This is a genomic window from Synechococcus sp. KORDI-49 (genome assembly GCF_000737575.1).
Lineage (GTDB): Bacteria > Cyanobacteriota > Cyanobacteriia > PCC-6307 > Cyanobiaceae > Parasynechococcus.
In genome coordinates this window covers 89129-102688 of the sequence record NZ_CP006270.1, presented here as the reverse complement: position 1 = coordinate 102688, position 13560 = coordinate 89129, and the positions used below count along the sequence as shown (strand labels likewise).

Annotated in this window: 10 protein-coding genes; 5 read left to right on the top strand and 5 right to left on the bottom strand. The window is 66.6% G+C overall.

Annotated elements, in window-relative coordinates:
* Window positions 1-3 precede the first annotated feature (3 nt).
* From thrB to KR49_RS00465, 3 genes are read left to right on the top strand one after another with little or no spacing between them, the layout of a single operon-like run.
* Complete coding sequence (gene thrB / locus KR49_RS00475; RefSeq protein WP_043690604.1) at window positions 4-951, top strand: homoserine kinase; 948 nt, start codon at window positions 4-6, stop codon at window positions 949-951.
* Window positions 952-1008: 57 nt separating this feature from the next.
* Window positions 1009-2580 (top strand): NAD(P)H-quinone oxidoreductase subunit 4, encoded by a 1572-nt coding sequence (locus KR49_RS00470; protein ID WP_043690601.1) that lies wholly within the window; start codon window positions 1009-1011, stop codon window positions 2578-2580.
* A gap of 1 nt (window position 2581) precedes the next feature.
* Complete coding sequence (locus tag KR49_RS00465) at window positions 2582-4684, top strand: M3 family metallopeptidase (RefSeq protein ID WP_043690598.1); 2103 nt, start codon at window positions 2582-2584, stop codon at window positions 4682-4684.
* Window positions 4685-4687: 3 nt separating this feature from the next.
* On the opposite strand, the gene KR49_RS00460 is transcribed toward KR49_RS00465, so the two are convergent.
* Genes KR49_RS00460 through KR49_RS00440 form a run of 5 tightly spaced genes read right to left on the bottom strand, consistent with a single transcriptional unit; the run spans window position 4688 to window position 12566 of the window.
* Window positions 4688-5284 carry a triacylglycerol lipase gene (locus tag KR49_RS00460; RefSeq protein WP_043690596.1) on the bottom strand — a complete coding sequence of 199 codons (597 nt, stop codon included), beginning with the start codon at window positions 5282-5284 and terminating at the stop codon, window positions 4688-4690.
* Complete coding sequence (locus KR49_RS00455; RefSeq protein WP_043690593.1) at window positions 5281-5664, bottom strand: dihydroneopterin aldolase; 384 nt, start codon at window positions 5662-5664, stop codon at window positions 5281-5283. The genes KR49_RS00460 and KR49_RS00455 overlap by 4 nt, the downstream gene beginning before the upstream one ends.
* Window positions 5661-6968: a glutamate-5-semialdehyde dehydrogenase gene (locus tag KR49_RS00450; RefSeq protein WP_043690591.1), complete on the bottom strand. Its 1308-nt coding sequence runs from the start codon at window positions 6966-6968 to the stop codon at window positions 5661-5663. The genes KR49_RS00455 and KR49_RS00450 overlap by 4 nt, the downstream gene beginning before the upstream one ends.
* A gap of 12 nt (window positions 6969-6980) precedes the next feature.
* A complete protein-coding gene (locus tag KR49_RS00445; RefSeq protein ID WP_043690588.1) occupies window positions 6981-7910 on the bottom strand; it encodes an ROK family protein in 930 nt (309 codons plus the stop codon).
* 3 nt (window positions 7911-7913) lie between these two features.
* On the bottom strand, window positions 7914-12566 hold the full coding sequence (locus KR49_RS00440; protein ID WP_043690586.1) for a translocation/assembly module TamB domain-containing protein: 4653 nt from the start codon (window positions 12564-12566) through the stop codon (window positions 7914-7916).
* Between the two features lie 66 nt (window positions 12567-12632).
* Here KR49_RS00440 and KR49_RS00435 point away from each other — a divergent pair, with 66 nt between their 5' ends.
* Window positions 12633-13085 carry a Ycf51 family protein gene (locus tag KR49_RS00435; RefSeq protein ID WP_043690584.1) on the top strand — a complete coding sequence of 151 codons (453 nt, stop codon included), beginning with the start codon at window positions 12633-12635 and terminating at the stop codon, window positions 13083-13085.
* Window positions 13082-13495: a DUF4332 domain-containing protein gene (locus KR49_RS00430; RefSeq protein ID WP_043690581.1), complete on the top strand. Its 414-nt coding sequence runs from the start codon at window positions 13082-13084 to the stop codon at window positions 13493-13495. Before KR49_RS00435 ends, KR49_RS00430 begins: the two co-directional genes overlap by 4 nt.
* The last annotated feature ends 65 nt before the right edge of the window (window positions 13496-13560 follow it).

Sequence of the window (13560 nt, the reverse complement as noted above, 5' to 3'; positions counted from 1 at the left end):
GGGATGGCGCAGCCGCGCATCGGTCAGAAAGTGGTGGTGGACGTCCCGGCGACCACCGCCAACCTCGGTCCGGGCTTCGACTGCCTCGGCGCGGCCCTTGATCTGAACAACCGCTTCGCGATGCGACGCATCGAGGGCAATGGGGAACGCTTCGAGCTGATCATCGAGGGCACGGAGGGCAGCCATCTGCGCGGTGGGCCCGACAACCTCGTGTACCGAGCCGCCCAGCGCGTCTGGAAAGCCGCTGACATGGAACCGGTCGCCCTGGAAGCCCGGGTGCGTCTCGCGGTGCCGCCGGCGCGGGGGCTGGGAAGCAGTGCCACGGCGATCGTGGCCGGGCTGATGGGTGCAAATGCCCTGGTGGGTGAACCGCTCAGCAAGGAGAAACTGCTGGAGCTGGCCATCGACATCGAGGGACATCCGGACAATGTGGTTCCTTCCCTGCTAGGGGGGCTCTGCATGACCGCGAAGGCGGCCTCTCAGCGTTGGCGGGTGGTGCGCTGCGAATGGATCAGCACGGTGAAAGCGGTGGTCGCGATCCCCTCGATCCGTCTGAGCACCAGCGAGGCGCGTCGCGCCATGCCGAAAGCGATCCCCGTCAGCGATGCCGTCGTGAACCTGGGGGCACTCACCCTGTTGCTGCAGGGACTGCGCACCGGCAACGGCGATCTGATCGCCGATGGCATGCACGACCGGCTGCACGAGCCCTACCGCTGGCGGCTGATCAAGGGTGGCGACCAGGTAAAGGCGGCGGCGCTCGAGGCGGGCGCCTGGGGGTGCGCCATCAGCGGCGCCGGCCCCAGCGTTCTGGCGCTCTGCTCCGAGGACTGCGGCAACGCCGTCAGCCGGGCCATGGTGAAAGCCTGGGAGGCGGCAGGCGTGGCCAGCCGCGCTCCGGTGCTGAACCTCCAGACCGCCGGCAGCCACTGGCAGCCGGCAGAAGATGGGTAGTTGTACCCAAATCACTGATCCAGCCCTGTTAGGTTTGTTAAAGATTGCGGACACGGGATGGACGTTGGGCTAGCGCAAGCCGCCACATCCGAAGCGACGTTTCCCTGGCTCTCCCTGATCGTCCTGTTACCGGCCGCCGGTGCCCTGTTCATGCCCCTGCTTCCCGGGGATGACGATCGACCGTCTCCATGGCCGCGAAACCTGGCCCTGGCGGTGCTTCTGGTCGATCTGCTGCTGATGCTGGTGGTTTTCGCCACCCGTTTCGATCCCTCCATCGACGGCCTTCAACTGGTGGAGCGGGTCAACTGGTTGCCCGTGATCGGCCTGGAATGGTCCCTCGGGGCCGATGGTCTGTCCGCCCCCCTCGTGGTGCTCAGCGGTCTCGTCACCCTGCTGTCCGTCGCGGCCAGCTGGTCTGTGGAGCAGAAATCGCGCCTGTATTTCGCCCTGCTGCTGGTGCAGGCATCAGCCCAGGGCATTGTCTTTCTGTCCCAGGATTTCCTGCTGTTCTTCCTGGCCTGGGAACTCGAGCTGGTCCCGGTTTACCTCCTGATCGCCATCTGGGGAGGGCAGAACCGGCAATACGCGGCCACGAAATTCATCCTCTACACAGCGCTTGCATCGCTGCTGATCCTGATCAGCGGCCTGGCCCTCGCCCTCTCCGGAGACGAGTTCACCCTGAATCTCACCGAGCTGGCGGCCCGCTCCCCCGGCGGCAGCTTCGGATTGCTCTGCTACCTCGGCTTCCTGGTGGGTTTCGGCGTGAAACTGCCGATGTTCCCTCTGCACACCTGGCTTCCCGATGCCCATGGCGAGGCGAATGCGCCGGTGTCGATGCTGCTGGCCGGAGTGCTGTTGAAGATGGGTGGCTACGCGCTGCTGCGGTTCAACGTCCAGATGCTTCCGGACGCCCACCTCACCCTCGCCCCCGCGCTGGTGATCATCGGCATCGTCAACATCATTTACGGAGCCCTGAACGCCTTCGCTCAGGACAACGTCAAACGGCGGATCGCCTGCAGCTCGGTGAGCCACATGGGCTTCGTTCTCCTCGGCATCGGGGCCGTCAATGCTCTCGGCGTCAGCGGAGCGATGCTCCAGATGGTGAGTCACGGTCTGATCGCCGCAGCGATGTTCTTCGTGACCGGCGTTTTCTACGAACGCACCAAGACGCTGTCGATTCCCAACATGGGAGGCCTTGCCAAGGCACTGCCGATCACCTTCGCCTTCTTTCTGGCCAGCTCGCTAGCGTCGCTCGCCCTGCCAGGCATGAGCGGGTTCATCAGCGAGATCACCGTGTTCCTCGGCATCACCAGCCAGGAGAACTTCACGTCCCTGTTCCGAGCCATCACCGTGCTGATGGCGGCCATCGGGCTCGTGCTGACGCCCATCTACCTGCTCTCGATGTGCCGGCGGGTCTTCTTCGGTCCGAGGATCCCGGCACTGGCGAGTGTGGAGGACATGCATCCCCGCGAGCTGGTGATCGGTCTCAGCCTGCTGGTGCCCACCCTCGTGATCGGCATCTGGCCACGGGTGGCCATGGATCTCTACGAAGCCTCCACCGATGCTCTGGCCAACCAGCTGAGCAGTCTCAGCCTGATGGCCCTGATCAACCGTCTCCCCCTCGGCTGATATGACCGCGACACTCTCTCCTCTGCTGCGCGGGGAAGGCCTTCCTCAGTACAGCGCCATCAACCCTGAGATGGTGAGCCGCGATGTTCCGGCTCTGCTCAAAGCGCTCAACGACGAGTTCAGCGCCCTGGAACAGTCGCTGGATCAAGCCCTGAACAGCGATGCTCCCCTGCCCTGGGATGCCGTGATGATCCCGATGCAACGGATCGGCGAACGGCTGCGCTGGAGCTGGGGCGTTGTGTCCCACCTCAACGGGGTCTGCAATTCCAAGGATCTGCGGGAAGCTCACGCTGCTCAACAGCCCGAAGTCGTTCGTCTCGGCAACCGACTCGGCCAGAGTCAGGTGCTGCATCGGGCGCTGCAACGGCTGCGCGACCAACCGGCGGAGCCCCTGAGCGAGACAAGGCAACGGATCCTCGCGGCGGAACTGCTCTCGATGCGCCACCGCGGTGTCGGCCTTGCGCCGGATGTGCAGTCCGCCTTCAACACGTCCAGTGAGCGCCTGGCAGCGTTATCCACCCAGTTCAGCAATCACGTGCTGGATGCCACCCAGCAATGGACCCTGATGCTCAGGGATCCCGAGCAGGTGGCCGGCTTACCGCCACGGGCCCTGGATGCCCTGGCGGCCGCGGCCAGAGAGGCTGGGGAAACCGATGCCACGGCCTCCTCCGGCCCCTGGTTGCTGGGACTCGACATGCCCCGCTATCTGCCGTTCCTGACTCACGCTGAGAACCGTGACCTGCGCGAAACCGTCTATCGCGCCCACGTCAGCCGGGCCAGCGATGGAGACCTCGACAACCGTGCACTGATCGAGGAGATCCTCAGCCTCCGGACGGAACAGGCTGAACGCCTCGGCTATCGCCACTGGGCCGACGTCAGCCTGGCCGCGAAGATGGCGGACGATGTCGACGCCGTGGAAGCGCTGCTCGAAGAGCTGCGCGCGGCAGCCTTCCCTGCAGCGGAACGGGAGCTGGCGGAACTGAAAGCCTGCGCAGCACGCCAGGGAGCTGCCGAAGCGGAGACGCTCGCCGCCTGGGACGTGCCCTACTGGTCCGAACAGCTGCGTCGTGAACGCTTCGATCTCGACCAGGAGGCGCTTCGCCCCTGGTTCCCCCTGCCTCAGGTGCTCGAGGGTCTGTTCGGACTCTGCAACCGCCTGTTCGATGTGGAGATCCGGGCCGCCGATGGAGACGCACCCATCTGGCATCCGGACGTGCGCTATTTCCGCGTGCACGGTCGTGACGGAGCGCCGGTTGCGGCCTTCTATCTCGACCCCTTCAGCCGTCCCGCCAGCAAACGCGGTGGAGCCTGGATGGATGAGTGTCTCGGACGCAGCCGGTCAGCGGATGGCGAGCCGGTGCTGCCGGTGGCCTACCTCATCTGCAACCAGACCCCCCCGGTGGGTGAGGCCCCAAGCCTGATGAGTTTCGAGGAGGTCGAGACCCTCTTCCACGAATTCGGCCACGGACTCCAGCACATGCTCACCACCGTGGAGGAGCCGGAGGCAGCGGGCATCAACAATGTCGAGTGGGATGCCGTTGAACTGCCAAGCCAGTTCATGGAGAACTGGTGCCTGGATCGCTCCACCCTGATGGGCATGGCCCGGCACTGGCAGACCGGCGAACCACTGCCTGAAGAGGAATACAGAAAACTGCTGCTCAGCCGCACGTTCAACGCCGGGCTCGCAACCCTGCGCCAGGTGCATTTCGCCCTAACCGATCTGCGCCTGCACAGCAGCTGGACTCCAGCCTCGGGCACAAGCCCCGACGAGCTGCGCCGTTCGATCGCCGAGACCACCACCGTGATCGCGCCGATTCCGGAGGATCAGTTCCTCTGCGCCTTCGGCCACATCTTCGCCGGTGGCTACGCCGCCGGGTACTACTCCTACAAGTGGGCCGAGGTGCTCAGCGCTGATGCCTTCGCCGCCTTCGAGGAGGTCGGTCTCGATCAGGAGCAGCAGGTGCGGGCCACTGGGGCCCGCTTCCGCGACACCGTGCTGAGCCTCGGTGGCAGCCGTGCACCTGCCGAGGTGTTCCAGGCCTTCCGGGGACGTTCCGCCAGCACCGCCGCCCTGATCCGTCACTCCGGCCTCCAGGCCGCCTGAACCTCAGGGCAGGCGCAGATCCCTCCGCAGGATGCGCAGGGCATCGGGATGGGAGATCATCTGCTGGTGGGTCCAGACCGGCAGTTCACAACGGCTCCCCTGCGGAAGCACGGCCCACCATCCGGGACACACCATCAGATCCCAGCGGCAGGTGTAGCTGCGGCAGGACACCGCCGCCAGGGCCTGGGGATCACGGTTCAGGTCCCGCAGCAGATCACTGCCGATCTTCATGTCTGCCGCACCCGCCAGCAGCGGCCGCGGCACCGCCATCGCGGCCAGGGTGCCGTTCTGGGGGCTGCCGACACTGAAGAAGCGGCGCGTTCGCTGGGCGCCGGCGAGCTCCTGCAGCCAGATGCGACTGATCACGCCCCCCATCGAGAAACCGAGCAGATCGATCGGCGTGTCATCCCCGAACCGTTCCCGGATCTGCCGGTCCAGACGGCCAGCCAGAACGCGCAACGGGACATGACCCAGACCGTGGGGAAGATGGGGGGCCAGCAGCGGCCGCTCCGGTTGATCGAGGGCCTGAATCAACCGCCGGAACAACCGCGGGGTGTCCCAGAGACCATGCATCAGCACCAGGGGCGGAGACGCACTCATGCCGTCGGTCGGGATGCCCCGTGACGGACGCGCTCCACGGCAACCCAGCCATCGAAACCGGAGACGGGAGGAGCGCACTTGCAGAGCCGCAGCCAGACGGGCAGCGGGCCGTGAAGGCTCTCCAGCCGATCCAGCACCTGCTCACTGAAGTGCTCGATCGTCAGGCAGCGCAGACCTGCGGCCAGCTCCTGCAGTGCAGCGATCGTGCGGTTGTAATCCACGCTGCCGCTGAGATCGTCATCGGCTGCGGGGCGGCTCAGATCGAGAGACAGCGTGATGTCGAGGCGGAACCATTGCCCATCGCGACGCTCGTGCTCCAGCACCCCAACGTGGGCCCAGAGCCTCAGCTCACGGATGTGAAGGGCATCGAGATCAGTCAAAGGGGCAGGTCGCTGTGGCTGAACTGGCGGGCACCGGAGGAGAAGTCCGCGGCGATGTGACCGTCTCCCCGCAGGCGGTAGCGATAGGTCACCAGACCCTCAAGACCGACGGGGCCGCGCGGAGGAAGCGTCTGGGTGCTGATGCCCACCTCGGCTCCGAAGCCGTAACGGAAACCATCGGCGAAGCGCGTGGAGCAGTTGTGATACACACCGGAACTGTCCACTGCCGCCAGGAACCGGTCGGCGACCGCCGCATCACCGGTGACGATCGCCTCGGTGTGGCGCGAGCCGAAGCGACGGATGTGCTCCATGGCGGAGTCCATGTCGGGAACCACCCGCACCGCGAGCACCAGATCGAGATATTCCGTGCGCCAGTCCTCCTCACTGGCGGCCGCCTCCACGCCGAGAGCCTGACTGGCAGCATCTCCCCGCAGGGTCACACCGGCATCCCGAAAGGCCGGGACCGCTTCGGCCAGAAACGCCGGCGCGATCGCCTCGTGCACCAGCAGGGTCTCGATGGCGTTGCAGGCGGCCGGGTACTGCGTCTTGCTGTCGATGGCCACCCGCAGTGCCTGGGCCACATCGGCCGCTGCATCGACGTAAAGATGGCAGATGCCATCGGCATGGCCGAGCACTGGAATCCGGGTGTTGTCCTGGATGAAACGGACCAGCTCATTGCTGCCGCGCGGAATGATCAGATCCACCAACCCATCGAGGCGCAGCAGCGCCAGGCTCTCCTGGCGGGTGGTGAGCAGCGTCAGGGCATCAGCCGACACGTCACTGCTGCTCAGCCCGTGCTTCAGGGCCTCCATCACGGCCTCGTTGGTGCAGCGCGCCTCGCTGCCGCCTTTGAGGATGGCACCGTTTCCCGAGCGGATCGCCAGTGAGGCGATCTGCATGACGGCATCCGGCCTGGCCTCGAAGATGACGCCCACCACCCCCAGCGGAACGGTGATCCGCTCCAGCACAAGCCCCTGATCCAACTCGCGATGAAGCTGCCTGCGGCCGAGCGGGTCCTCCAGGGCCGCCACCTTGCGCACTCCTTCGATCGCCCCGGCCAGCTTCGTGGCATCAAGCTTGAGGCGCGCCATCAGGGCCGGCGCCAGTCCCTCAGCGGCTGAGCGCTCCAGATCCTCGCGGTTGGCCGCCACGATCGCCGCGGCCCGATCGTCCAGGGCATCCGCCATGGCCTGGAGTGCCGCGGCCCGCTGGCCGTCATCGGTCTGTCCCAGGTCCACGGCCGCCAGACGCACGGCAGCCGCCCGCTGCAGCAGCTCCGCAGAAGGCTCGGGGACGGTGGTCATGGCGGATCAGAGTCAGCTGTCGCTCATCATCCCGCCCAGCCGTTGCAGGGCGAGTCGTGCCGCACCGAGGCGTCCGGCACCATTGCCGAGGGCACAGGCCTCGATCCTCAGCCCCTCGCGGGACACGGCCTGAACCCTGGATTCCACCTCGCGTCTCAGCGCGGGAAGGAAATGCGGTGCGGCTCCGGCCAGACCGCCCCCCAGGAGCACCAGCTGAGGCGTGAACATGTACACCAGTGATGTGATCCCGACACCGAGGCTGGAGCCGTAGCGGTCCCAGACCGCGAGGGCTTCCGGATCCCCCGCCGCCGCCGCACGACCCAGTTCGCGGGGCTCCCGTTCACTCAGCCGTCGCAGGGCCCCGATGCTGGCGAACTGCTCGAGGGATCCGCGGTTGCCGCTGTTGCAGGCGGGACCCTCCGGATCCACCCCGATCAAGCCCGGCTCGGCTGCCGCACCGTTGTGACCGGTGAACAGGGATCCATTGAGCAGAACTCCGCCCCCAACCCCCGTCCCCAGCGTGAGGAGAACGACATCCCCATAGCCTTGTGCCGCACCGCGCCAGGCCTCCCCCACCACGGCGCAATTGCCGTCGTTGGCAAGGGTCACCCGGCGCTCCAGTCGCGGCTCCAGCCAGTCCGCCAGCGGCACCTCCTCCCAGCCGGGGAGATTGATGCACACCCGGGCCACCCGGGCCGCGGCATCCATCGGCCCCGGCAGACCGATGCCCACCACAGCGGCGAGCCGCTGTGGATCGAGCTCCTCCACCGCCTCGCACAAGGCCATGGTGACGGCCCCCGGCACCGCTGGCTGGGGTGTAGGCAACTGGGCTTCCGCCAGCAGATCGCCGCTGCGACTGAAGCGGGCCAACTTGATCGCCGTCCCACCGAGATCGATGCCGATCACCTGGGAACTGCTGTGTCCGGAAGCGTCGCTGGTCATCGTTCAGAACCGGAAGAACACCTGCAACTGGCTCTGCCAGGTGCCGTTGACATCCACCGCGCCGGAGATGCTGGTGCTCGGTGAGATCTGATAGCTGACGCTGGCCTTCGGTGGCACATCGGTGTTGTTGGGAGCCGCCAGCACGGAGACATCGAAGCGATCCGTGATGTCGACGCCGAACTCCGTCATCAGCGCGAAGGTGGGAGGAACACGACCGGAGGTGCGGTCGTCCTCCGTTTTCACCTCCGGCGTGACGTACGTGGGGTAGAGCGCCACCTGCAACCGCTGTCCCATGGCGTCGGTGAGGGTGCCCAGCACCGGAGACAGCAGGGACTGGCCGAGCACGGTGGCCAGGGCAGCACTGGCGCCCCCACCGGAGAGCATGGTCAGGGAGTTGCCGCCGATCAGCGCCAGCAGCTGAGACTGAGACAGGCGTGGCGAACTGCGCAGGACAAGATTTTCCCTGAGGCGATTCGCCGGTCCGATGGCCTCGACCGTGACCCGTATCAGCTGGAAATTGCCTCCGCTGACACTGCTGACGGCATCCAGGGCCCCGAGCTGAGATTCCTCAAAGATGCTGCCCGACTCAGAACTCCCGATGGTGCTCAGACCAACCGAATCAGAGATGCGCGACTTCATGGCGATGTCAACGAAGGGAACCAGTCCCAGGGCCGGCGTGAACACCGCGACGTTCGGGGCACGGTGGTCCAGCCGGAAGGTGGAGGAGAAGAGGCTGATGCGCCCGCTGTTGAGGCGGATCAGGCCACGCACCTTCAGGGAGGGATCGAGTGGACCGTTCAGCAGCAGCTGTCCGCCGCCGCGGAAGCTCACCAGGGGAGGCATGTCCACGGACAGATTCGGTCCCAGACGCAGCCGCAGATTGCGGAACTGAATCGCCGGCAGATTCGGCAGCAGAGCGTTGAGTTGATCCGGGGCCGCCACGGGCACGCCGGGGCCGAACAGCACAAGCGGCTCCTGGAAATCCCACTTCTCCTGCATCAGCGTGTTGAGCTGAACAGGCGCCACAACACTGCTGGCATCCTGAATTCCCGGTGAAAGCGTGGATGGGAGAGCCCTTCCCGGGCGCAGCCGCGACAGCAGACCTCCACGGGGACGGATCCCTCCCTGATCCAGGCTGATCTCACCGCTGATCACCGGTCGGCTGATCACACCGCTGAGCGTCACCTTGGCGTCGGCCACCACCTGCAGAGCCTCCTGCTCGATGCGTGCCTTGACGAGTTCCAGCGTGAGCGGATCCGGTTCGTCCACCGGGTCGAACAGACCGATCGAACCACTGCCGCGCAGCTCACCTCCCGAGGCCAGCTGCGCCTCCAGGGACTGAATCTCGAGCCGGTTGAAATCAAACAGGACCGAAGCCCGCAGGCGACGCAGCTGCTGATCGCGGATCCTCAGATCCAGGTTGTCCATCACCAGGAAGCCGTTGGCCTGGGGCTGCTCAAGGGTTCCGCGCAGCATCAGCCGCAGATCCATGGCGCCACGCTTCAACTCCACGGAGTCGCCGGACAGGGCGGTCAAGAAATTCAGGGCATCCCCATGGCTCTCAATCTGCACATCGAGCGGCGAAGAGGCCTGCAGCGGCACCGCACCCACGATCGTGATCGACTCCCCGGCCTTGCTGGCGCGCAAGGCCAGATCCAGGTTGAGCGCGTCGCCGTTGAGAACGATGCTGCGGCGCTCCAACCGCAACGCACTGTCCCCGAGCGCAGCCTGTTCCAGTGCCAGCTCGGCATCGATGAGCGGACCGCCGCGCGCATCCAGGCGATAACGGCCCGAAACACCCAGTGCACCCCGCAGCGTCGAGGGCAGTGGACCGAACAGGGCCAGCAGTGAAAAGGGCAGATGCAGCAGCTGAAAGCGTCCTTCTCCTGCACGCAGGGGCCCCTGGATTGATGCCACGAACGGCTCCAGCTGCAAGGCCAGATCCCGATCCGCGCCGTCGAGCCAGAGGTGACCACGGGCCTGGAGATCCAGGTTCAGGCCGGCCAGATCCGGGCCGTTGAGGATGGCGGTGCCATCCACACGCCCACGCAGGTCAGAGGGATCGATGCCCTGCTGCGGATGATCCCGCTCGTAGTCCAGCAGCGCCTGCCGCGACAGGGCCAGTGCCTTCAGCTGACCGTCCAGACTGCCGCCGAAGGTGTTGATCACCAGGCGACCGAGATCCTCGGCCCGGCCGCGCTCAAGCTCATCGAGGGGGTCCTTGTTGCGGAGCTGACGGGCCAGATTGACGAGCCACGGCACGCTCAGTCCCTCCGCGTCGGCCCTGCTGCTGAGGGCTCCACCCAGTCGTCCGGTTGCGGTGAAGCCGACCTGACCTTCCGGAGGCTGCAGGTCACCCTGAAGCTGGAATGCCCCCTCCGCCAGACGTCCGCTCAAGTTGGCAGCAGCGAAGTTGACGCCGAAGGCCGTGGGCTGATCGAGGCTGAGGCTGCCGCTGAGGAGAAACGGACTGACCCTCAGTTCCCCACTGCCGTCTAGGCGGCCGGAGAGGCCCTCGGACCGGGACTGGGCCGCCAGGATCACCTGCAGACCATCGAGGGGGAACCCCTCGGCATTCCAGCGGTAGCGACGCTCTCCGCCCTGAGCCTGGAGCTCAAGGGCACCGTCCTCCCGTTGCACCTGCACGCGTCGGGGCCAGCCATCGGAGCCGAGGGTGGCGCGCAGGCTGCCGGAATGAGCACGGGACTCCAGGGCCAGGGTCAGGTCCTGGCCCTGGGCGCCTTGCATCCGCCCCTTCCAGCGCTCCGCCAGCTGCAGAGCACCGACCCGCGGGTTCGTCAGTTCCAGCGCCAGATCAGGCCGCAGCGTGTCCAGCGGCCCCTGAAGCCGCCCCCTGGCTGCGATCGTCCCCCCCAGGGACACACCGGCCAGGTCGCTGAACCGATCCAGAACCAGAGGCTTCAGGTTCAGACCGGCCTGAAGCGCGCCGGTCTCCAGCCCGTTGGCCCCCAGCGCGAGGGGCAGTTGGCCGGAACCATCAAGCAGCGGGCTGTTGAAGCGGTCGAGCACCAGCAGCGACGAGGCCGCGGACCAGCCCGCCTTCAGATTCCAGCGCTCCAGGAACGGATTGCCGCCTTGCTGCAGCTCCAGCGAGAAAGCAGGGGCAGCCAGTGGACCCGTCGCCATCAGCTTCCCCGAGATCGTCCCGGTTTGCCCGAGGGACGTCCGCAACGCCGGGACAGCGCTCCACAGCGGCGGAGCCAGGCTCAGGTCCTGGCTGATCAGGTTCAGACGGGGGTAGGCATCGCCCACGAGATGGAGCCTGGAGGCACCGGCCCGCATCCGCAGATCGACGGCGAGCTCTGGCTTCTGCAGGGTGCCTGAGAGCCGGAATCCACCGTTGACAGCACTCTCGGGCCCGAGCGTCTTCACCAGCGAAGGATTGTCCTTCCAGAGCTCGGGAGTCAGCGCCAGCTCTCGACTGGTCAGATCCAGCCTGGGGTAAGCGGAACCCGCCAGCCGCAACCGAGCACCGGGCGCCTGCAGCTGCAGGTCCTCCACCTCGACCCGTGGAGCGGCAGGATCCGTCCAGGGCATGCGCAGCTGCGCCTTGATCTGAAGAGGCCCCTCGAGATCCACCTGCTCGGGGAGGTCCAGCTGCCCCGCCAAGCGCCAGCGCGGGGCGGCCCAGGGACCATCCATCCGAATGTCGAGGTCATCGTCGTGCCCCTTCCGCTGCGCCCGCAGACGCAGATCCAGGGAGCGCTGCAGGATCACATCTCCGACGGCATCCAGGGTCCAGTCCCCGGAGCTGATGCGACTCCGCGCGATGGACACGGTGCGATCCCTGCAGCCCAGTGCCAACTGGGGGGTGGTGAGGGGATCGGGGAGGGATACGCTGCGCACCTCCAGCTCACGCAACCGCAGGCTGCCGCGACACGCCGGACGCCCCTGACGCCATTGGAGGCGCAGATCGCCATCCAGAAGACCGCTGATGCGGAGATTGTCCCGGGGGGACACCAACGCCGCCAGCCGGTCCAGCGCCAACCCGTCCATCCGGCCATGCAGATCGAGCCGGGAACGATCCCAGCGGCCACGCCCTTCGAGCCGCAGGCCGCCCTTCTGATCGCTCCAGCCCAGTCGTAACGCCGTGCTGAACGTCCGCGCATCGAGGTTCTGGGAGAAGCGACCGCCCACGAGCAGCGTCTGCCCCGATGGAGCCAGTTCGATCCTTGCCGCTGGACCGAGGCTGTAACGCAGGTCGAGACGGGGCGGTTGCGATCCGGGCAGACCGCGACCCAGAATCCAGTAATCACCTGCCGCATTGCGCGACAGGCGTGCCACCGCCCCCTGCAGGTGCAGCCTGAGCACAGGCTTCCAGTGACGCAGGCTGGCGATCGGGTCGAAGCGGATGGTGAGGCCGCTGACGGACACCTGGGAGCGGTCCTGCTCCGCAGGGAGAATCCGCGAACGACCGATGGCCACTCCCCAGGGCAGCAGCCCGCGGTACTCACCAAGTTCGATCGGGTGCCCGAGCGGGCGACTGATCGAGGTTTCCAGTGACGGGGTTAGCCGGGCCACCAGATCCGCAGCAGCCCGATCGAGGCCCCAGCAGCCCGCCACCACACCTCCGGTGATCAACAGACCAGCGGAGAGTCGTCGTCCTGACCATGGGATCCGCCGCGTTTCACCCATCGACCGCGACGTCGTCCCCCGAAGCCCGCGCAATATAAGGAGGTCCCCTGCGGTAGACCAGATCCCATGGCCCTCGATCAGCTCTTGCTCACCGCAGCGCCCTGGCTGGGCTGGTCAGGCCTGGCGCTGGGGCTGCTGACGGTGGTGGCCTTCGTTGCCGGCTGGGGACTGCGCTTTCGCCTGGTGGGCGTGAGCAGCTTCACGCTGCTGCTGTCGGTGAGCTGCTGGGCCTTCGCGGTGAGCTACTCCCCACCGGTCCGCATCGAAGGAGCCGTGCGGGTGCCGATTGTGTTCGACAACGGTGAAGCCCTGGTGGTCGCCCAGGCACCAGCGGAGATGCCGATGTCCGCAGTGACGCCGACGCTCGAGCAGCTGGCGGGCAACCTGCGCGGCGCAGGCCGCAGCAGCCGCACGGTCCAGGTGCGGCTTCGGGCGTTGCAACCGGATGGGGACGGACGCAGCCGGCCGGTGATCCTGGGAGAGATCGTTCGTGATTTCCGTCAGGCCCCGCCCCGATGAGCGGCGGCGATCAAGGCCATCCACGGGAATGGAACGATCTGCCTCAGTCCTTCCGGCAGGAGCGCATCGATCTGGAAAAAGCGGGAATCCGCTGCTGGGAAGCCCTGCGTGACCTCGATGACCTGCAACTGAGCCGGCTTGTGCGCGGCGGCCGCTCCTCCCCCCGCAACCTGAACCGGCTGCGGGGCATCGCGACCCTGGTCTGCGAACTGGATCTGGCGCCCCAGGATGCGGCCCTGCTGATGCACGCCGGCATCGCCAGCCGCAGAGCACTCGCTGACTGCACACCGGAACAGCTCGTGCGACAGACCGGTCGACTGCAGCGCAGCCTTGGCATCGCCCGGCCGGGATCGGTGGATCTCCCGATGGCAAAAGCGTGGATTCAGCAGGCCAGGCAACTCAGGAACTGACCGCTCCGCTCACCCGGCCCATCGATCCACTGCGTATGAAGGATCAAACACGAACCTGCTGATGA